This window comes from Stenotrophomonas sp. AB1(2024) (genome assembly GCF_037482345.1).
Lineage (GTDB): Bacteria > Pseudomonadota > Gammaproteobacteria > Xanthomonadales > Xanthomonadaceae > Stenotrophomonas.
Genome location: NZ_JBBHKO020000001.1, coordinates 239,988 through 260,360 on the forward strand (window position 1 = coordinate 239,988; position 20,373 = coordinate 260,360).

The following is a 20,373-nucleotide window of genomic DNA, read 5'->3' on the forward strand; positions in this document are numbered from 1 at the left end:
GTCTCTACTCGGATTCGGGGACTGCAGGCGTGGCGGTCGCGGCAATGGCGGCGGCATAGCCGCCGTGGCCGTGGTCCAGCGAGCGCGCCACGCGCCCGGTGGTGGTCACGCTGACACCGGTCAATTCATGGATTTCGCGATACGGCACGCCCTGGCGCAGCAGCGGCACCACCTTCCAGCGGTCCGACAGCGCTTCCAGCTCGGCCGGGGTGCACAGATCGCGCAGGAAGGCGGTTACTTGGTCGGCGCTGGACAGGCCGGCAAAGGCGCTGGCCAGGCTATCCAGGTCGGCCTGGGGGTCTTTTTCGCGGGGGACAGGACGGATTTTCATCGTATCAATGTAATAGCGTGCTATTACATTAGCGCAAACGGAACGAAATGCCAAATTCATCGAACCTTCCATTCAGCGTGGATCGGAACCCATAAATCCGGGCTGTGCCCGGCTGCTGTGCCCGGCTGCTCTTCCCCGCCGCACACGACACGGTACGGGGCGGCCGGCAATGAGACGTCGGCTGTACGCCGTTGACGTTCACGCTGGACTTCAACGAACGGTCACGGGCTCCCAAGGCCGACCAACGGTCGGCGCTACCGGGAACGACCCCGAACGATCATGGGTTACCAGGGCCGACCAACGGTGGGCGCGACCGTAGAAACAACAATGGCACCCGAAGGTGCCATTGTTGGATACACAGTCGCGGGAGCCCGTCACGCCATGGCGCGGGTCTGCTCCAGCTCCACCTGCAATGCACTCGCCAGCTCATCGCGGGCAACCTCGAACTGCTGCTCGCGCAGCAGATCCTTCACCGCCACCACGCCGCGCGCCAGCTCGTCTTCACCGGCCAACACCACGAAACGGATGCCCGCCTTGGCCGCGTACTGGAACTGCTTGCCGATCTTCTTCGGCTCCATCTGCACTTCGGCGTTGATCCCGCCCACGCGCAGGCGGCGGGCGATGTCCAGCGAATCGGCCAGGCCGTTGTCGTCCATCAGCGCCACCAGTGCATGCACGCTGCTGTCTTCGATGCCCGCGATCAGTCCGGCTTCGCGCAGCTGCCAGAACAGGCGGGTAAGGCCGATCGAGATGCCCACGCCCGGCAGCCTGGACTTGCTGTAGTGGCTGGCCAGGTCCTCGTAACGGCCGCCCGAACAGATCGACCCGATCTGCGGGTGGTCGGTGAGCGTGGTCTCGTACACCGTGCCGGTGTAGTAATCCAGGCCGCGCGCAATCGAGAAATTCAGGCAGTACGCACTTTCCGGCACGCCCAGCGCCTTGACCAGCTGCAGCACTTCGCGCAGCTCGGCCACGCCGAGTTTCAAGGTCTCGCTGGCATTGCCATCGGCCACCAGTGCGTCCAGCTGCGCCAGCGCATCGGCGTGGCTGCTCGAGCGCACCGCCACGAACGCCAGGATCCGGTCGACCTGCTCGGCGGGGATGGCAAAACCTTCGCCGGTCAGGGTTTCGCGCACGTAATCCGGGCCGCGCTTGTCGAGCTTGTCGACCTCGCGCAGCACCGCCATCTGGCGCTCGCCGTCGGCCACGCCCAGGCTTTCGAAGAAACCGCGCATCAATTTGCGGTTGTTCAGCTGTACCGAGAAGTCACCGATGCGCAGCTCCGCGAACACTGCGTGGATGACGGCCAGCACTTCCGCGTCATAACGGGTGCTCAGGCTGTCCTTGCCGATCACGTCGATGTCGCACTGGTAGAACTCGCGGAAACGGCCGCGCTGGGCGCGCTCGCCGCGGTACACGCGCTGCATCTGGTAGCGGCGGAACGGGAACGTCAGGTCGTGCTCGTGCTCGGCCACGTAGCGCGCCAGCGGCACGGTCAGGTCGAAGCGCAGCGCCAGCTCGGGCAGGCTCCTGTCGCCGGCTTCGGCCGCATTGGCCAGCGCGCCCGTGGACTGCACGAAATACACCTGGCGCTCGGTCTCGCCGCCGGACTTGGTCAACAGCACGTCGGACAGCTCGAACACCGGGGTTTCCACCGGCAGGAACCCGAACCGCTCGTAGTTGCGGCGGATGACGTCCAGCATGCGCTGGAACGCGATCTGCTCGCGCGGCAGCAATTCCATGATGCCGGGCGGCGTACGGGGCTTGATCACTTGCGGAACTCCTGCGGAACGTGGGGATGAGCGAGCTGCATATTCTAGCCGCAGCCGGCCGCCGCAGCCGTCATCGACCCTGCCGGACCGGCCCAACGGCCGCATGCCGTATCATAGGCAGGCCCAGCTTCCTGGTTCGACATGACCCGGCCCCACTCCGGAACCGCCGTTGCCGCCGTAGACGACCCCGCCCCGGGCTGCTCGCCGCTGGGTGACTGCCTGCACTGCTCGGTGCGGCACCTGGCCGTGTGTTCGGCGCTGTCGCCCGACGAAGTGCAGGCGCTGGAACGGGTCACAGTGTCGCAGCCGCTGCCGCTGGGGGGCACCCTGGCCCGCGCGGGTGAGCCGCGCCAACATGTCTATACCTTGACCTCCGGCGCGTTGCGGCTGGTGCGCACCCTGGCCGACGGCCGCCGCCAGATCAACGGGTTCGTGCTCCCGGGCGATTACCTGGGACTGACCGGGAGCGACCACCACCGCTACGACATCGAAGCCATTGCCGACAGCCGCGTCTGCCGCGTGGCCCTGGCCCCGATGAAGGACCTGCGCGCGCGTTACCCGCACCTGGAGCGCAAGCTGCTGCAGCGCGCCTGTCAGGCGCTGGACGAGGCCGCCGATGCGGCGCTGGCGCTGGGCCGCCTGCAACCGACGGAGAAGCTGGCCGATTTCCTGCTGCGGCTGGCCGCGCGTGAAGCCCGGTTGGGCGGCAATGGGTTGCGGGTGACCCTGCCGATGGGCCGCAGCGACATTGCCGACCATCTTGGATTGACCATGGAGACGGTCAGCCGCACGTTCACCAAACTGCGGCAGCAGGGTTTGATTGCCCTGCCCCATCTGAATACCGTTGAGATTCTGGACGAGGCTGGGTTGCAGGGGCTGTGCGGGGCCTGAGGCGCGGCTTCGGTTGTTGTTAAACGCCGGTCGGGCATGCACCCATGTAAATGATCCGGTTTCGGAGGCTTGCGCCGCGCGTTGCGCGGTGGTCGACCAACGGTCGACCCCACGAATTTCTACGTCCCGGGTTGGGATCTGGATACATCAGGAAAGCAGGAATTCGCGCAGCGCCGCGTAATGCGGCGGACAGGGTTCGGCGTGTGCGGGACGTTCCAGCAGTGCGGCCAAGGCTGGCGGCACCTCGACGGCGCGGCCAATCAGCGGTTCCACCACCGATTCGAATTTGGCCGGGTGCGCCGTCGCTGCGACCGCCCAATCGCCCTGCACGCCTTCAGCACGAAGCGCTTCCAGCAGCTTCACCGCCGTGGCGGTGTGCGGGCAGAACACCTCGCCCGCCGCTGCGTAGCGCCGCGCGATCAGTTCGCGGATTGCCACATCGCCCACTGCTTCGGCGCGGAAGGCGGCGCGCAGTGCGTCGTCGTCCTGATCGAACAGCCAGCGCAGTCGTTCGAAGTTGCTTGGCGCGCCGACATCCATCGCGTTGGCCAGTGTCGCCACGCTGTGCTGCGGCCGGTAGGTACCGCCCTGGAAGAAACGCGGCAGCACGTCGTTGGCGTTGGTGGCCAACGCGATCTTCCCCAGCGGCAGGCCCATCGCACGTGCCAGTACCGCCGCCATGGCATTGCCGAGGTTGCCGGTGGGTACCACCAGGTTCAGTACCTCGCCAGTGGCCGCATGATGGGTCAGCGCGGCATCGGCGTAGTAGCTCATCTGCGGCAGCCAACGACCGAGGCTGATGCTGTTGGCCGAACTCAGGGGGACCTCTGCCTGCAGATCGCGGTCGCTCAGTGCCTGCTTCACCATCGCCTGGCAGTCATCGAACGAACCGGCCACGCGCAGCGCCTGGATGTTGTCGCCAAAGCATCCCAACTGATGCGCCTGGCGCGGCGACACGCGGCCATCCGGATACAGCACCACCACGCGGATGCCTGGCTGGCCATGGAACGCAGCTGCGACGGCCGCCCCGGTGTCGCCGGAGGTGGCGACCACGATGGTCAACGGCCGCGCACGGTCACGTTGAAGTTGGGCCAGGCTGGCCGCCAGGAAGCGCGCGCCGAAATCCTTGAATGCGGCGGTCGGCCCATGGAACAGCTCCAGCACGTGGTCGCCCGGGGTGGACAGCGCACGCAGCGGTGCGGGGAAGTTGAACGCCTCTTCGCACAGCGCGGCCAGGTGCGGCGCGAGCGCGTCGCCGGCAAAGAACGGCGCAAGCACCGCTTCCGCGTTTCGCGCCAGGCTGCCCTGCGCCTGCCAGCGTTGCGGCTGCGGTCGCAGCTGCGGGACATACAGCCCGCCGTCGGGGGCCAGACCGGCCGCGATGGCGGCACTGAGAGTTGCAGCGGGTGCGGCGTGTCGGGTCGAAACGAAATGCATGGCAGATCCTGGCAGAAGAGAAAAAGCAGCGCTCACAGCAGCCGCGCCCCGGGCGCGTTCAGCGGCGATACCCAACCTTGGCTGTCGAAGCCGGCGGCAGCGAAGGCCTGTTGCACCAGGGGTTGCGCGGCGTGCGCAGCCGCCTGGTTGTCGAACCACGCGAACACGCTGGGGCCGGCCCCGGAAATGCTGGCGCCCAGCGCACCAGCACCCAACGCGGCCTTGCGGGCGGCAGCGAACCCCACAATGAGCCCGGCACGGCGGGGTTCCACCAGCACGTCGTGCAGGCCGGCGCGGACCAGCTCGGCATCGCCGAGAAAGCAGCCGCTCAGGACCAGCGCCAGATGCGCGCTCTGGGTGACGAACTCCGGCAGGCCATAGCTGCCCTGCAGCGCCGCGCGCGCGCGGCGGGTTTCCAGTACCGCGTCCGGGTGCACCAGCAGGCTGTGCCACTCGGCGGGGACGGGAATGCTCACCAACCGATCCGCTGTGCTGAGCACGAGCCCCCCCCGCAGCATCGGCCCCAGGTTGTCGCCGTGCCGGCCGCCACTGGCCACCGCTTCGCCGGTCAGCGCAAACGGATACAGCGCCTCGCGCGACAGCGGCGCATCCAGCAGCGCATTAGCCGCCACCAGCGCGGCCACGCACGACGCCGCCGAGCCCCCCATGCCCGAACCCAATGCGATGCCCTTGTCGATCTCCAGTTCGAACCCGAACGGCAACGCAAGCGCATCGATCATCGCCAGCAACGCCGCACCTGCGGTGTTGTCGGCCGCCTCCAACGGCAGATCAACCGTGGTGCCCCGGATCGCGAGGATCCGCACGCCCGGCACATCGGTGCGGCGCACGGTCACCGTGTCACCGACACCTGCGATGGCATGACCAAGAATGTCGAACCCCACCGCAACGTTCCCCACCGATGCCGGCGAAAATGCACGTGCCTGCCTCGCTGCACTACCTGTATTCACAAGCGCGCTCCTTCGCCAGCGGCAACCCGCAACACATCGGCAAACACACCGGCGGCGGTCACTTCGGGGCCGGCACCCGGGCCCTGCACCACCAAGGGGTTCTCGCAGTAGCGGCGCGTGGTGAACTGCACCACATTGTCGGTCAGGCGCAGGTTGGCGAACGCGTGATCGACCGGCAGTTCCACCAGGCCGACCTGCGCCGCATCAGCCGACAGACGCGCCACGTAACGCAACACCGCGCCACGCGCGCGCGCCTGTGCCAGGCGCTCGGCGAACACGCCATCGACCAATGCCAGTCCGCTCATGAATTCATCCACACTGGCCTGACGCAGCGCTTGGGGCACCAGGCTTTCCACCGTCACCTGCTCCAGGCTCAGCTCGCGGCCGGCTTCGCGCGCCAGGATCACCAGCTTGCGCGCGACATCCACGCCAGAAAGATCGTCGCGCGGGTCGGGTTCGGTGTAGCCCATTGCCCGCGCCTGCGCGACCAGTTCGGAGAACGGTACCAGGCCGTCGTACTTGTTGAACAACCAGGCCAGCGTGCCGGAGAAGATGCCATCAACGGCCAGCACTTCATCTCCGGTATCGACCAGGTCGCGCAGCGTGGTGATCACCGGCAGCCCCGCGCCAACGGTTGCCTCGTAGCGGAAGCGCGCGCCGGTGGCAGCCGCCGCCTCGCGGATGGCATGGTAGCGCTGCAGCGGGCCGGCGCCGGCCTGCTTGTTGGGGGTGACCACGTGGATGCCGGCCTGCAGCCAGCCGGCATAGCGGTCGGCAACGTCGGCGCTGCCACTGCAATCGATGATCAGCGCGTGCGGCAGGTGCGCCGACAGCAGATGCCCGGTGAACTGGTCGAGGTCGGTCGCCTGCGCCTGCCCGGCCAGCGCAGCGCGCCAGTCGCCCTGTACGCCGCGCGCATCCAGATGCATGCGGCTGCGCGATGCCACCGCACGCACCCGCAGGTCCACATTGGCCCGCGTCAGCAGCGTCGGCTGCGCGGCCAGCAGCTGGTCCAGCAGCGCAGCGCCCACGTTGCCCGGGCCGATCACACCCACCGAGAAGGTCTGCGGCGACAACCAGAAACCGGCATGCGCCGCGCGCAGGGCCTTGGTCGCATGGCGGCTGTCCACCGCCACCGAGATGTTGCGCTCGGAAGAGCCCTGCGCGATCGCCAGGATGTTGACCTGGGCGCGTCCCAACGATTCGAACAGACGCGCGGCTACCCCCGGTTGCCCGGCCATGCCATCACCGACGGCCGCCAGCACGCTGACGTTGTCGGTGAGCTGCACGCGCTGCACCTGGCCCAGGCTGAGTTCGTGCGCGAACGCATGCAGCAGGGCGTCACGCGCACGCTGCGCTTCGGCCTGGCGCACCACGCAGCAGATCGAGTGTTCCGAAGATCCCTGCGAGATCATCACCACCGACACGTGCGCGTTACGCAGCGCGGCGAACACGCGCTCGGCCGTGCCCGGCACGCCGATAAGCCCCGTGCCTTCCAGGTTGAGCAGCGCCAGTTCCGGGCTCAGGGTCAGTCCCTTGATCGGGCCGGAGGTGGTGCGCTCGGCGGTGATCCGGGTACCGGGATGATCGGGACGGAAGGTGTTGCGGATGATGATCGGCAGGCCACGCTCGATGGCCGGCGACATCGTCTGCGGATGCACCACTTTGGCGCCGAAGTAGGCCAGTTCGCAGGCTTCGTCGTAGCTCAGCGCCTCCAGCTGCACGGCTTCGGGCACCACCCGCGGGTCGGCCGAAAGCACCCCGTCCACGTCGGTCCAGATGTGCAGCTCGTCGGCGTTGAACAGCGCGGCGAAGATCGCGCCGGAATAGTCGCTGCCGTTGCGCCCCAGCGTGGTTACCCGGTCGCGGCGGTCGCGCGCCACGAATCCGGTCGCGACCACGCGCGCCGCGGCATGCACTTCCCGCCACCGTGCCAGACGCTGCGCGCTCTGCACCCAATCCACATCCACGCCCAGTTCGCCGCGGTCCACCACCAGCACCTCGCGCGCATCCAGCACCGCGCAGTCCTCGCCGATGCTGCGCAGGTAGTGGCCGAGCAGATGTGCGGAATACACCTCGCCCAGGCCCTGCACGCGGTCGAGCACCTCGCCCGGCAGTTCGCCGATCACCGCCAGTGCGCCCAGCACCTCGGCCAGATGGTCGAAACGCGCATCCAGCCATTCCACCGTGTCGCCCGCCTGCTCGCCCAGCAGGGCCACGGCGGCGCCTCGATGGCGTGCGCGCAATGCGTGCCAATCGTCGCGCCACTGCGGGGCATTGTCCGAGGCGGCACCGGCCAGCGCGATCAGCGCGTCGGTCACGCCCTTCATGGCCGACACCACGGTGACCTGCACCGCCTCGTCGCGGGCCAGCAGCACTTGGGCGACGTGCCGATAGCGATCGGCATCGGCCACGGAGGTACCGCCGAACTTGTGCACGACGGTCGAGGTTGCCGCACGCAGCGGCGAGGAGGATGCAGGCGATGCGACGGCATCGGGTGAAGCGGCGACAGAAGACATGCTGACCTCGATTCGAGGCCCCGCGTCATTCAGGCTGAAGGAGATCCCCCGCAACCTGATCTGGTGCGGGGCCGTTGTTTTCGGAAATTACGCGAAGACGACGGGCCGCACCAGGCGAGTGGTGACGGTGGTAATGGTGGTGGTACCGGTGGCCAGGGCAACGCTGCGCATGCCGCCGGTGAAGGCGGTGGAGAACAGCGTGACGGTGGCGGCGGCAAGGACCATGGGCCAAGAAAACTACGCCGGCCCACTGCTTGTCAAGTGCTGCGCCGCAAAAAGTCGAATGCAGCGATCAGCAGGCATCGTCGGCAAAAAAGTTGCGAATGTGACCATTCGCACTGCGCAACGTCATCAGCCCGCATGTTCGGCCACCGCCCGGGGTGGCCGGTGTGCATGCGCGCACAGCAGCACGCCGGAGACCAGGCACACGATCGCCAGCGCCTCCATCAGGGTGGGCCAGCGGCGCTGCCAGCCGAATCCGTACAACAGCGCGAACAGCGTCTCGAACACGATCATCTGCCCGGTCAGGGTCAGCGGCAGGTTGCGGCTGGCCCGGTTCCAGCAGGCATTGCCGAGCACCGAGGCGACCACCGCCACGCCCGCACTGATGACCCAGAACCACAGCCAGTCGACCGGCGCATGCGACGGGCCGGAGACGACAAATGCACCGGGCACCAGCAGCAACGCCAGCGCACCGGTCGCCACGCCGGTCAACAACGACCAGTCGTGGCCGGAAATGTCCGGGCGACGCGCCAGCCAGCGGCTGTTGCCGATGGAGTACAACGCCCATGAAAACAGCGCGCCGAACGCGCACAGCAAGCCCAGCAATCGCTGGTTGGCCGAGCCCTGGGCATGGTCTGACTGCAGCGCCTCATGCCCGACCAGCCCCACCCCCAACAGGCACAAGGCCAGCGCCGGCGCCAGCTGGCGCAGCGGCACCGCGCCCTCCTCACGCACACCGACCACCGTCACCACCACGGGGATCAAACCGACGATCAGCGAGGCCGCCGCCCCGCCTGCCCACTGCACCGCGTGGGCCAACAGCACGAAGTACACCAGGTTGCCGGCCAGGCTGAGCCACAGCAGCCCACGCCATTCGGCCAAGCCGATCCGCTGACGCAGTTCGCGCCAGCGTGGTGCCAGCAGCACCACCGCGATCAGCCCGTAGACCAGGTAGCGTCCGGCCGACAGCTGCACGGCGCTGAATTGGCTCAGTACCGCCGGTGCCAGGAACACCACGCCCCACAGCGCACCGGCGGCGACGCCATTGGCAATACCCACGCCCATCGAACGATTCATCAGCGACCACATGCCCGGCAATGGAAAGACCGCGCAAGTGTAGGCACGGTGTGGCGGACGATCTTGACCCGGACTACTGCGCGGGGCGGTAGCGGCGCCGGTAATCGGCCGGGGTCATGCCCCACTCCCGGCGCAGCGCACGGGTCAGCGCGCTCTGCTCGGAGTAGCCGGCATGCTGGGCGATGTCGGCAATGGACGCATCGCTGGCCGTCAGCCTGCCCCGCGCCCAGCGCAACCGGCTCGCACTGAGCCAGGCCTGCGGGCTGAGCCCGAACGCCTGCCGGAACAAGGCGTGCAGTCGGCTGCCGCTGACCCCGACCTCGCTGGCGATGCGCTCCACCGGCCACGCCTGGCCAGGTGAACCTTCAATGCGCGCGCAGACCGCCTGCAGGCGGGTCGCACTGCCAGCCAGCGAGAACGCCTGCAGCAGTCCGGGCAACTCGCACCGCACCGTGTCGTCGTTGACCCGCTCGTGCGGGGTTCCTCCTACCCGCTGCGCCATCGCCCGCACCTGGGCCGGCAGGGCCAACACTGGCTGGCGATGCAGACGCTCAAGGGTATCGTCGTCGAACATGTCGGCCGGACAGTCCACGATCAGAAACCGGTCTTCTTCGCCCGCGGCCTGCGCATGACCGGCCATTGGCGCCACGAACGCCCCCTGCAACCGATCCAATCGTGCGCTCCGCCCCTCCAGCTCGAACGCAAGCTCGCCACGCACCGGCACCACCCATTGCGCGAACGCGTGATGGTCCACGTTCGAGGAAGGGCCATAGCAGCGAAGGTTGAAAGCAGGTGAAGACATGGCGTGAAACAGCGGCGACCTGAGCGCATGAGTCTGCGCGCGGTTGCCAAAACCTGCAATCGGTCACGGCAAGGGCCTGATACCCCGGTGGTATAACGGAGTTATCGCGTTGGGCAGTGCCGCCGCTTAGTACAGGGAGTACTCGATGCCGTTCCTCACCCTCAGCCAGGCCCCGCATCTGCTGCCCGTTGTTGCGCGCTGGTACTTCGACACGTGGGGCCACCGCGTGACGGGCTGGACGCTGGAAGACGAACAGCAGCGCCTGGAAGTATTCCTTCACGACAACGAGCTTCCGGTGTTGCTGATGGCCACGCACAACGACGCCCCCATCGCGGCGGCGCAGCTGAAGTTCCATGAACGCACCGAACGCCCCGAGCGCCTGCATTGGCTGGGCGGGGTCTTCGTATGTCCGGCGTACCGCGGGCACGCGCTGGCCAGCGAACTGATCAGGGAACTGATGCGCAAGGCATACGGTTACGGCGTGCGCGAAGTGTTCCTGCAGACCGAGCACGACGATGGCGGCCTGTATGCACCGCTGGGTTGGGAGCGGCTGGAACAGCAGACACATCGCACCGGCGTGGCCGTACGCATCATGCGCCGCGCACTGCCGCTCAGCGGAAGCGCACCGGCTGCGGCGCCGGGCGATCGGCCAGCGAGCCCATGGTGAAGGTATAGCCGGCTTCTTCCAGAAGCTTGCGCATGCGCAGCTCGGCCCGCTTCGGGTAGGCCAACGAAGTAGGCGCATGCAGCGCATAGGCTGTCGAACGACCGTCGGTATCCCGGGTCACGGATGACTGATTTGTCTCGCACGCGTTGGACCACAGGTCCTTCAGAACCCCCGGTCCGATGGACTGATTGTTGCCAAGACGAAGCGTGAGCCAACGCATGTGTTCCATGAGCAATCCCGGCGGTATATGTAATCGAGTATGCACCATATCCGGGAGGGCCGTAGACGAGCGTCTGGAGTCGCGCACCTGACTGATACGCATGCGCCCCGGCTGAACCGGCGTGCTTGCGGTTACACATCAAAATGAAAACGCCGCGTGGAACGCGGCGCGGGTACTGATGTATTTCATTCCGGCTTCGGGGGCTCCGGCGCTTCCAATGGAGGCTGTTCCGGCAGAGGGTCCTGGTCGGGCGGCACTTCGTTTGGTGGATCCTGCGCCGGCGGCGATTCCAGGGGCGGCGAAGGAGCCTCCGGCGACGGATCAGGCGCCGGCACCTGCGCTACCGGCTGCCACGGAAACTCGAGGTGGTGATCGATGTATGACATGGTGACCTTACTGCGCAGTGGCGTTGCAGCCACCTTGACAGGCGGATCGTCAATTCCCAGCGACGGCAGCGTGCAACGCCCGTCGCGTTGTCACGGATCCACCCGCGTCACGCACTTCAGCCCCGACTCGCGGTTGAACAGGAACCGGTTTTTCGGGTTGGGCAGGACGAGTGCCTCGCATGGTCCCTTGATGATGGTGACCCCGGCCCGATTCGAACGGGCGACCTTCCCCTTAGGAGGGGGACGCTCTATCCAGCTGAGCTACGGGGCCATGTGCGGGCCAGGCGAGCGTGCCTGGCCGCAGGTTGCACGCACATTGCGTACATGCAGCGGTGAAGGATACCCACATTCAGCGTCCGGACCAAGGCCGATGCCGCCGTTTGGGTACCGCCGGCTCAGCGGATTTCCAGTTCCGCGAAGCCCTTGACCAGCTCGTCCACGGCCTTGATCTGGGCCAGGAACGGTTCCAGCGCGTTCAGCGGCAGGGCGCTGGGGCCGTCGCAACGGGCATGGTCCGGGTCGCGGTGCGCTTCCAGGAACAGGCCGGCCAGGCCGAGTGCCATGCCCGAACGGGCCAGTTCGGCCACCTGGCGGCGGCGGCCACCGGAGGCTTCGCTGCCGGCATCGCGGCGCTGCAGGCTGTGGGTGACGTCGAAGATCGCCGGCAGGCCGCCGGTGGATTCGATCATTTCGCGGAAGCCCAGCATGTCCACGACCAGGTTGTCGTAGCCGAACTGCGCGCCGCGCTCGCACAGGATGATGTTCTCGTTGCCGGCTTCGCGGATCTTGGACACGATGTGCTTGATCTGCGTGGGGCTCAGGAACTGCGGCTTCTTGATGTTGACCGCACGGCCGGTCTGGGCAATGGCCACCACCAGGTCGGTCTGGCGGGCCAGGAATGCCGGAATCTGCAGCACGTCGACCACTTCGGCCACCGGGGCGGCCTGGGCCACTTCATGCACGTCGGTGATCACCGGCACGCCGAAACGGCGCTTGACCTCTTCGAAGATGCGCAGCCCTTCATCCAGGCCCACGCCACGGAAGGAATGGATCGAGGAGCGGTTGGCCTTGTCGAACGAGGCTTTGAACACGTACGGGATGCCGAGCCTGGCGGTCACCGTGGTGAAGTGTTCGGCCGCATGCAGGGTCGAATCGAGGTCTTCAAGCACATTCAGGCCGCCAAACAGCACGAACGGGAGACGGTTCCCGACCACCACGCCTTCTGCAACGGTAACGTTCATTCAGATTCCTGGGGGCGAACAATGGGTTCATTCTACCGGCCGCCGCAATCCGGAGGGCAGCGCCGTGTGGCATTGCGGCAATGCCCGGTGGGCCGTCCTGATAGAATCATGGGTCTGCACGCCGCACCCCCACCCTGCCAGCGGCTGCGCCCTCTACGATCCGCAACAGGAGTTTGCATGTCCTCTGACCTGCTCAAGGCGCTCGGCCTCGACGCGACCAACGCTGGCACCTACCTTGGCAACGGCGAGTGGTCGTCGGCCACCAGCGCGGGCGTGATCACCTCGGTCAACCCGACCACCGGCGAGGCCATCGCCCAGGTGCACGCCACCACCGACGCCGACTACGAAACCATCGTGGCCCGTGCCCAGGAAGCCTTCAAGGTGTGGCGCACGACCCCGGCCCCGCGCCGTGGCGAAGCCGTGCGCCTGTGCGGCGAAGCGCTGCGCGCCAACAAGGATACGCTGGGTTCGCTGGTCGCGCTGGAAATGGGCAAGAGCAAGCCCGAGGGCGACGGCGAGGTGCAGGAGATGATCGACATCGCCGACTTCGCCGTGGGCCAGAGCCGCATGCTGTACGGCTATACCATGCATTCCGAACGCCCCGGCCACCGCATGTACGAGCAGTACCAGCCGCTGGGCCTGGTCGGCATCATCAGTGCGTTCAACTTCCCGGTCGCGGTGTGGGCGTGGAATTCGTTCCTGGCCGCGATCTGTGGCGATGTGTGCCTGTGGAAGCCGTCCAACAAAACCCCGCTGACCGCCATCGCGTCCATGCGCATCTGCAACGAAGCGCTGCGTGGCGCAGGTTTCCCGGACATCTTCTTCCTGGTCAACGACGCCGGCACCGAGCTGTCGCAGAAGCTGGTGGCCGACAAGCGCGTGCCGCTGATCAGCTTCACCGGTTCGACCCAGGTCGGGCGCCAGGTCGCCGAGAAGGTCGCCCATCGCCTGGGCCGCTGCCTGCTGGAACTGGGTGGCAACAACGCCATCATCCTGGATGAGAGCGCGGACCTGAAGCTGGCCATCCCGGGCATCGTGTTCGGTGCGGTCGGCACCGCCGGCCAGCGCTGCACCACCACGCGCCGCCTGATCGTGCATGAATCCATCCATGACAACGTGCTGGCCACGCTGGTCAAGGCCTACAAGCAGGTGGAAGGCAAGATCGGCGATCCGACCGATGCGGCCAACCTGATGGGCCCGCTCAACAGCGACAGCGCCGTGCAGCAGTTCCTGGCCTCCATCGAGAAGGCCAAGGCCAGCGGCGGCACCATCGAAACCGGCGGTACGCGCATCGACCGCGCCGGCAACTTCGTGCTGCCGGCGATCGTGACCGGGCTGAAGAACAGCGACGAAGTGGTGCAGCACGAAACCTTCGCACCGATCCTGTACGTGATGAAGTACCGCACGCTGGATGAAGCCATCGACATGCAGAACGGCGTGCCGCAGGGCCTGTCCTCGTCGATCTTCACCCAGAACCTGAAGGTGGCCGAGCGCTTCCTGTCTGCGGCCGGTTCGGACTGCGGCATCGCCAACGTCAACATCGGCACCTCCGGTGCGGAGATCGGCGGCGCGTTCGGCGGCGAGAAGGATACCGGCGGTGGTCGCGAGTCCGGTTCGGATGCATGGAAGGTCTACATGCGCCGCCAGACCAACACCATCAACTACTCCGATTCGCTGCCGCTGGCGCAGGGCATCAAGTTCGACCTGTGATGGTCGAACCGGGCGAAGGCGTGCCGACCCACGGTCGGTACCTGGCGGGTGAAGCGGCGTTGCGCCGCCCTACCCTCGATTTCACCGGGCGCCGGGTGCTGGTGGCCGGTGGCAGCAAAGGCATCGGCCGAGCGATGGCGCTGGCCTTCGCTGCTGCCGGTGCCCGTGTTTCGGTGTGCGCCCGCGGCGAGGCCGGCCTGGCCGCGCTGCGCGATGACGCTGCTGCCCAAGGGCTGTTGCTGCATACCACCGTCGCCGACCTGTCGCGCCTGGACGATATCGAGCATTGGCTGGCCAGTGCTGCCGAAGCACTCGGCGGCATCGATGTGCTGATCAACAACGCCACCGGCTACGGCATGACCGACGACGAAGCCGGCTGGGAAGCCAGCCTGGGCGTGGACCTGATGTCGGCGGTGCGCGCCTCCCGGCTTGCCCTGCCCTGGCTGAAGCAGTCAGACGATGCCTGCATCCTCAATCTGGCCTCGATCGCGGCCCAGCAACCGCGACCCGGCGCGGCCCCGTACGGTGCGGCCAAGGCGGCGCTGATGCACTACACCACCTCACAGGCCCTGGCGCTGGCCCCGGACCGGATCCGGGTGAATGCCATTGCCCCGGGATCGATCGAGTTCGAGGACGGGCTGTGGGCGCGTCGGCGCGAGCAGGACCCGGCGCTGTACCACGGCACGCTGGCCAGGATTCCGTTCGGCCGCTTCGGGCAGCCGCAGGAGATCGCCGATGCCGCCTTGTTCCTGTGCTCGCCGATGGCACGCTGGATCACCGGCCACACCCTGAATGTCGATGGCGGCCAGGTCCTGATGGGATAAACCCCTGGCTGGCCCTATCATTCCCTTGTCCCCCCACCTCCCAGGAGTCGCATGAGCCTCCCGCCGCGTCAAACCAGCGTCATGGCATTGATCAGCCTGATCGCCGGCATCCTCGGCTGGACCGCCCTTCCCTTCCTGGGCAGCGTGGTGGCGATCATCACCGGGCACATGGCCCGCGCCGAGATCCGCCGCCGCCCGCTGGAACTGGAAGGCGATGGCCTGGCGCTGGCCGGCCTGATCATGGGCTGGGTGGTGGTGATCGGCAGCCTGCTGGCGCTGCTGGCCATCGTGCTGTTCTTCGGCGGGCTGGCCTGGTTCGTTTCCCTGCAATCGTGAGGTGCCCATGAGCGGATCGGACGCAACCGAACGTTTCAGCAACCGGGTGGCGGACTACGTCCGTTACCGGCCCGACTACCCGCCGGCGCTGCTGGATTGGGTCCATGGCCAAATGGGCGTGCCGACTGAAACCCTGGTCGCCGACATCGGCGCCGGCACCGGCATCTCCACCCGGCTGTTCCTGGCCAGCGGCCACCCGGTGATCGCGGTGGAACCCAACGCGCCGATGCGCGAGGCGGCCGAGAAACTGCTGGGCAAGGAATACCTGCGCCTGAAGCTGGTGGACGGCACCGCCGAAGCCACCACCCTGGCCAACGACAGCGTGGGCCTGGTCGCTGCGGCGCAGGCGTTCCACTGGTTCGACACCGACGCGGTGCGCACCGAATGGAAGCGCATTCTGCGCCCGGGCGGCCTGGCGCTGGTGTTCTGGAACTCGCGCCTGCTCGACGCCTCGCCGTTCCTGGTCGGCTATGAGCAGTTGCTGCTGGAGTTCGGTACCGATTACACCCAGGTCGCCGAGCGCTACCAGGACGACGAGGCCATGCGCGCGTGGTTCGGCCCCGGCCTGCGGGGCATCGCGCAGTTCCCCAACGCGCAGCACATGGACGCCGATGGCCTGCGCGGCCGCCTGCTGTCCTCTTCATACGCACCACCGCCAGGCCACCCGTGCCACGCGCCGATGCTGGAAGCGCTGCAGCAGCTGTTCGACGCGCACGCCGTGGATGGCAGCATCGCTTTTGAATACCAAACCCGTGCCTTCATCGGCACGCTGGACTGACTGGACGCCATGTACTCGCTAGCCCGCCCCTTCCTGTTCTCCCTGGACGCCGAACGCGCCCATGGCCTGGGCCTGAGTGCGCTTGAGCTCGCCTACCGCACCGGCACCACGCCGCTGGTGGCGCGCCGCCCGGCCCCGTTGCCGACCAATGCATTCGGGCTGAGCTTCCCCAACCCGGTCGGCCTGGCCGCCGGCCTGGACAAGAACGGCGAACATATCGATGCGCTGTTCGCGCTGGGCTTCGGCTTCGTCGAGATCGGCACCATCACCCCGCGTCCGCAGGAGGGCAACCCGAAGCCGCGCCTGTTCCGGCTGCCGGCCCACCAAGCCATCATCAACCGCATGGGCTTCAACAACCAGGGCGTGGATGCGCTGGTGCGCAATGTCGAGCGCACACAGCGCCGCAACGGCTTGCTTGGCATCAACATTGGCAAGAACAAGGACACGCCCAACGAGCGCGCGTTCGACGATTACCAGCACTGCCTGCAGAAGGTGTACCCGCTGGCCGATTACATCACCGTCAACATCTCCTCGCCCAACACCGCCGGCCTGCGCGAACTGCAGGAAGAAACCGCACTGCGCCAGTTGGTATCGCAACTGCGCGAAAGCCAGGAAGCCCTCGCCGCCCGGCATGGCAAGCGGGTCCCGATGCTGGTCAAGGTCGCCCCGGATCTCAGCGACCGCGACATCGATGCCGCCGCGCGCGTGCTGGGTGAGCTGAAGGTCGACGGTGTGATCGCCACCAATACCACCGTCGACCGCAGTGCGGTGGCGGGCGATCCGCACGCCGGCGAAGCCGGCGGCCTGTCCGGTGCGCCGCTGCTGGGCCAGTCCACCCTGGTGCTGCGCCGCCTGCGCGCGCGCCTGCCCGAATCCACGCCGCTGATCGGCGTCGGCGGCATCCAGTCCGGTGCCGATGCCGTTGCCAAGATGGCCGCCGGTGCTGCACTGGTGCAGTGCTACAGCGGCCTGATCTTCCGCGGCCCGGCCCTGGTGCACGACTGCGTCGAAGCGATCCGCCGACGCCGCGAAGCGCCAAGCCGGGGCGCGGTGGCCCCCCTATGAGTACTGCAATGCCTGCCTGGTCGCTGACCGAAAACGCCTCACTGAAGGCCCTCAACACCTTCCACGTCGACGCCATGGCGGCGCAGCTGCTGGAACTGCACGACCCCACCCTGCTGCCCGAGGTGCTGGCCCTGCCCCAGGTCGCCGGCCATCCCTTGCTGGTGCTGGGCAGCGGCAGCAACGTGCTCATCGCCGATGATGTGCCTGGCACCGTGCTGGTGTTTGCCAACCGCGAAATCGAGGTGCTGGAACACCGTGCCGACCACACCGTGGTGCGGGCCGGCGCTGGCGTGAACTGGCACGGCCTGGTGATGTGGTCGCTGCAGAACGGCCTGTCCGGGCTGGAGAACCTGGCGCTCATTCCCGGCACTGCCGGAGCGGCACCGATCCAGAACATCGGCGCGTATGGCGTGCAGGTCGACGAGTTCATCCAGGCCGTGGACGCCTGGGATCGCCAGACCGGCCAATGGGTGCGCTTCGACGCTGACGCATGCGCGTTCGCCTACCGCGACAGCATCTTCAAGCATGACGCCGACCGTTACCTGATCAGCACGATCGAACTGCGCCTGCCGCTGCTGCACGACCTGCGCCTGGGCTATGCGGGCATCGCCGAGGAAATGCAGGCCATGGGCGTGGAGCTACCGGTGGCAGCCGATGTGGCCAACGCGGTGATCGCGATCCGGCGGCGCAAACTGCCCGACCCGGATGTGCTGGGCAATGCCGGCAGCTTCTTCAAGAACCCGGTACTGCCGCTGGAACAGGTGGAGGTGCTGCTTCAGCACTTCCCCGACCTGCCGGTATACCCGTGCGACCAGGACGATCGGCGCAAGCTCTCGGCCGCCTGGATGATCGAAGCCTGCGGCTGGAAGGGGTATCGCGAAGGCGATGCCGGCGTGGCGCCCCAGCACGCGCTGGTGCTGGTCAATCACGGCAACGCTTCCGGCGCAGCGTTGCTGGCACTGGCGCGGCGCATTTCCGCATCGGTGCTGGAGAAATTCGGCGTTCCCATCGAACCGGAGCCGCGCCTGATCGGCGCGCAGTGGTGACCCCGCCGCTCGCTCTTCCAGCGCCGACACCGATGCGTGCGGCGCTGCTGATGCTTGGCAGCACCATGGCCTTTGGGTTGATGGCCGTGGCGATCCGCTATGCCACCCGCTACGTGCCCACCCAGGAAGTGGCCTTCTTCCGCAATGCGTTCGGCCTGCTGGCCCTGCTGCCGTTCCTGTTGCGCCCGGGCAGCTCGCCGTTCCGCACCCGGCAGCTGCCGCGCTACTTCGTGCGCAGCCTGATCGGGCTGGCCTCGATGCTGTGCGCGTTCTGGGCCATCGGCCACCTGCCGATGTCGCAGGCGATCTCGCTCTCGTACTCCACGCCCCTGTTCGTCACCATCGCCGCGGTGTTGTTCCTTGGTGAAACCGTGCGCGTGCGCCGTTGGGCGGCAGTGATCTGCGGCTTCATCGGGGTCCTGATCATCGTACGACCGGGCGCTGCGACATTCAGCCCGGGCGTGCTGGTGGCGGTGCTGGCCGCCGTGCTCAGCTCGCTGGTGGCCATCCAGATCAAGCAGCTGACCCGCGTGGACGGGGCCGACACGGTGGTGTTCTACACCTATGTGTTCTGGGTACCGCTGTCGCTGGTACCTGCCCTGTTCGGCTGGGTCTGGCCCAGCGGCGTTGCGTGGGTCTGGTTGGCCGCTACCGGCCTGCTGGGCACGCTGGGACAGCTGTTGTGGACCCGCGCGCTGCGCCTGGGCGAAGTCTCAGCGCTGACCCCGATCAGCTTCATGCAGCTGCCGCTGGTAAGCCTGTTGGGCTGGCTGCTGTTCAATGAAACGCTGGACCGATGGACCGTCATCGGGGCGGGCATCATTCTTGCCGCCAATGCCTACATCGCCCACCGCGAGGCGGTGCTGGTGCGACGCGCGGCATCGGAAGCCGCCACGGCTGGCGCAAAGCCGGGCGAGTAAGCACCACAACGGTCCACTTACTGCGGAAATACCGGGTTTACTGGCCAGTTCTGGCGTCTTCGCGGCGGCGTCATGGGAGCGCCCTCCAACTGCGGGTGGCCGCGTCGACCACGTTGCCCGGCGCGAACTGCTCCTCCATGTAGCGCAATGCCTGTCGCCGCTGGCTCGGCGGACGCGACGCAGCACCTGGTTCAAGCAGCAGGTCATGGAACTCCTGCAGGTCGTGCAGGATCCGCCAGTGGCGGTAATACGCGAGCCGGACCGGGTCCAGTGCAACCGCGCCATACCCTTCGCGGAAGCGCGGCGGATCATCACGCCCCCAGCGACCGCCCACGCCGGCGCCGACGAACATCAGGTCGCGTTCGCGCGGCGCCAGGACCATGTCGTCCCAGTCGATCAGGCGCAATCCCCCATCGGCACGCAGCAGCAGGTTGCCGGCATGCAGATCGCCATGGCACAGGCCACGCGACCAGCGTTGGCCCGCCAGGCGCTCGCGCAACCCCACGCAATGCTGCCAGACCTCGGCAACCTGCGCCTGCCGCTGCCGCCAGATACGCCGGTACGCTTCGGCCAGAGCGTCGGGAATCGGCCAACGGTCATCACCGCGCTGCAACCACGCCCCGACCCGTTCCACCGCCGTGTCGTCATCGAAACCGGGTTGCGCCAGACCTGACGCCAGCGAGGCCGGCAATGTCGTGTCGTGCACGCGGCGCAACACCTGGCCAAGCCGGTGCCACTGCGCCTGCGACAGTGCCGCCTCGAAACCCGACTCGCCATCGACATAGGCAAACAGCGTCCACTGCAGGCCTTCGGCCTGCAGTGCCGGGGCACCATCGAGGGCAGGCTGTGGGGCCACCACCTCGTCCAGCCCAAGCGAACCGCGCAGATACTGGACGACGTTCCAGACCGCATCGGGCACGGCATACCGGCGACACTTCAACCACCAGCGCGCACCACCGCCAGCAGTCACCTGGTACACCGTGGCTCCGGCATCGGCACCTGCCGGCCGTTGCATTACGTGGCTGACGTGCACGCCATAAGCTTGCGCCAATACGGCGCCGATCTGCGACGAAGACAATTCCTGGGGATGCAGCATCACTCCGCCGTGGCGCACGAACATCGCACCACTATCTCAGAATCGCTCTAAAGCACACAGGGAAA

The 20,373-nt window shown here is 67.3% G+C and carries 20 protein-coding genes and 1 tRNA gene; 9 read left to right on the forward strand and 12 right to left on the reverse strand.

What is annotated here, in order from left to right:
• Positions 1-4 precede the first annotated feature (4 nt).
• A complete protein-coding gene (locus tag WIX41_RS01005) occupies positions 5-331 on the reverse strand; it encodes a YerC/YecD family TrpR-related protein (RefSeq protein WP_339445337.1) in 327 nt (108 codons plus the stop codon).
• Positions 332-705: 374 nt separating this feature from the next.
• Positions 706-2,103 (reverse strand): histidine--tRNA ligase, encoded by a 1,398-nt coding sequence (gene hisS / locus WIX41_RS01010; RefSeq protein WP_339445338.1) that lies wholly within the window; start codon positions 2,101-2,103, stop codon positions 706-708.
• A 141-nt stretch (positions 2,104-2,244) separates the two neighbouring features.
• Here hisS and WIX41_RS01015 point away from each other — a divergent pair, with 141 nt between their 5' ends.
• Positions 2,245-2,994, forward strand: coding sequence for a Crp/Fnr family transcriptional regulator (locus WIX41_RS01015; RefSeq protein WP_339445339.1), 750 nt, complete (start codon positions 2,245-2,247; stop codon positions 2,992-2,994).
• A 147-nt stretch (positions 2,995-3,141) separates the two neighbouring features.
• Here WIX41_RS01015 and thrC read toward each other — a convergent pair whose 3' ends face one another.
• The 6 genes from thrC to WIX41_RS01045 all read right to left on the reverse strand — a co-directional run bounded on the left by thrC (position 3,142) and on the right by WIX41_RS01045 (position 10,019).
• A complete protein-coding gene (thrC, locus tag WIX41_RS01020; RefSeq protein WP_339445340.1) occupies positions 3,142-4,431 on the reverse strand; it encodes a threonine synthase in 1,290 nt (429 codons plus the stop codon).
• Positions 4,432-4,463: 32 nt separating this feature from the next.
• Positions 4,464-5,399, reverse strand: coding sequence for a homoserine kinase (locus WIX41_RS01025; RefSeq protein WP_339445341.1), 936 nt, complete (start codon positions 5,397-5,399; stop codon positions 4,464-4,466).
• Positions 5,396-7,918, reverse strand: a complete 2,523-nt coding sequence (gene thrA, locus WIX41_RS01030) for a bifunctional aspartate kinase/homoserine dehydrogenase I (protein ID WP_339445342.1) — start codon at positions 7,916-7,918, stop codon at positions 5,396-5,398. The genes WIX41_RS01025 and thrA overlap by 4 nt, the downstream gene beginning before the upstream one ends.
• Positions 7,919-8,005: 87 nt before the next feature.
• A complete protein-coding gene (locus tag WIX41_RS01035; protein WP_339445343.1) occupies positions 8,006-8,143 on the reverse strand; it encodes a hypothetical protein in 138 nt (45 codons plus the stop codon).
• A gap of 126 nt (positions 8,144-8,269) precedes the next feature.
• Positions 8,270-9,217 carry a DMT family transporter gene (locus tag WIX41_RS01040; protein WP_339445344.1) on the reverse strand — a complete coding sequence of 316 codons (948 nt, stop codon included), beginning with the start codon at positions 9,215-9,217 and terminating at the stop codon, positions 8,270-8,272.
• Positions 9,218-9,290: 73 nt separating this feature from the next.
• A complete protein-coding gene (locus WIX41_RS01045; protein WP_339445345.1) occupies positions 9,291-10,019 on the reverse strand; it encodes a helix-turn-helix transcriptional regulator in 729 nt (242 codons plus the stop codon).
• 145 nt (positions 10,020-10,164) lie between these two features.
• Here WIX41_RS01045 and WIX41_RS01050 point away from each other — a divergent pair, with 145 nt between their 5' ends.
• Positions 10,165-10,686, forward strand: coding sequence for a GNAT family N-acetyltransferase (locus WIX41_RS01050; RefSeq protein ID WP_339445346.1), 522 nt, complete (start codon positions 10,165-10,167; stop codon positions 10,684-10,686).
• Here the strand turns inward: WIX41_RS01050 and WIX41_RS01055 are convergent.
• From WIX41_RS01055 to kdsA, 3 genes are all read right to left on the reverse strand, one after another.
• On the reverse strand, positions 10,631-10,915 hold the full coding sequence (locus tag WIX41_RS01055) for a hypothetical protein (RefSeq protein WP_339445347.1): 285 nt from the start codon (positions 10,913-10,915) through the stop codon (positions 10,631-10,633). The two genes, WIX41_RS01050 and WIX41_RS01055, sit on opposite strands and share 56 nt — an antisense overlap.
• Before the next feature lie 571 nt (positions 10,916-11,486).
• Positions 11,487-11,563 (reverse strand) — tRNA-Arg (locus tag WIX41_RS01060).
• Positions 11,564-11,687: 124 nt separating this feature from the next.
• Positions 11,688-12,533, reverse strand: coding sequence for a 3-deoxy-8-phosphooctulonate synthase (kdsA, locus tag WIX41_RS01065; RefSeq protein ID WP_339445348.1), 846 nt, complete (start codon positions 12,531-12,533; stop codon positions 11,688-11,690).
• Between the two features lie 177 nt (positions 12,534-12,710).
• On the opposite strand from kdsA, the gene amaB reads away from it, so the two are divergent.
• From amaB to WIX41_RS01100, 7 genes are read left to right on the forward strand one after another with little or no spacing between them, the layout of a single operon-like run.
• The gene (amaB, locus tag WIX41_RS01070; protein ID WP_339445349.1) at positions 12,711-14,243 is read left to right on the forward strand and encodes an L-piperidine-6-carboxylate dehydrogenase; all 1,533 of its coding nucleotides are present in this window, start codon (positions 12,711-12,713) and stop codon (positions 14,241-14,243) included.
• Complete coding sequence (locus WIX41_RS01075) at positions 14,240-15,067, forward strand: SDR family NAD(P)-dependent oxidoreductase (protein ID WP_409187289.1); 828 nt, start codon at positions 14,240-14,242, stop codon at positions 15,065-15,067. Before amaB ends, WIX41_RS01075 begins: the two co-directional genes overlap by 4 nt.
• 51 nt (positions 15,068-15,118) lie before the next feature.
• Positions 15,119-15,403, forward strand: a complete 285-nt coding sequence (locus WIX41_RS01080; RefSeq protein ID WP_339445350.1) for a DUF4190 domain-containing protein — start codon at positions 15,119-15,121, stop codon at positions 15,401-15,403.
• A 7-nt stretch (positions 15,404-15,410) separates the two neighbouring features.
• A complete protein-coding gene (locus WIX41_RS01085; protein ID WP_339445351.1) occupies positions 15,411-16,181 on the forward strand; it encodes a class I SAM-dependent methyltransferase in 771 nt (256 codons plus the stop codon).
• A 9-nt stretch (positions 16,182-16,190) separates the two neighbouring features.
• On the forward strand, positions 16,191-17,246 hold the full coding sequence (locus WIX41_RS01090; RefSeq protein WP_339445352.1) for a quinone-dependent dihydroorotate dehydrogenase: 1,056 nt from the start codon (positions 16,191-16,193) through the stop codon (positions 17,244-17,246).
• The gene (gene murB, locus WIX41_RS01095; RefSeq protein ID WP_339445353.1) at positions 17,243-18,292 is read left to right on the forward strand and encodes a UDP-N-acetylmuramate dehydrogenase; all 1,050 of its coding nucleotides are present in this window, start codon (positions 17,243-17,245) and stop codon (positions 18,290-18,292) included. Before WIX41_RS01090 ends, murB begins: the two co-directional genes overlap by 4 nt.
• Before the next feature lie 32 nt (positions 18,293-18,324).
• Entirely contained in the window at positions 18,325-19,212 is an 888-nt protein-coding gene (locus tag WIX41_RS01100; RefSeq protein WP_339449377.1) for a DMT family transporter, read from the forward strand.
• A gap of 70 nt (positions 19,213-19,282) precedes the next feature.
• Here WIX41_RS01100 and WIX41_RS01105 read toward each other — a convergent pair whose 3' ends face one another.
• On the reverse strand, positions 19,283-20,308 hold the full coding sequence (locus WIX41_RS01105; RefSeq protein WP_339445354.1) for a phosphotransferase enzyme family protein: 1,026 nt from the start codon (positions 20,306-20,308) through the stop codon (positions 19,283-19,285).
• Between the last annotated feature and the right edge of the window lie 65 nt (positions 20,309-20,373).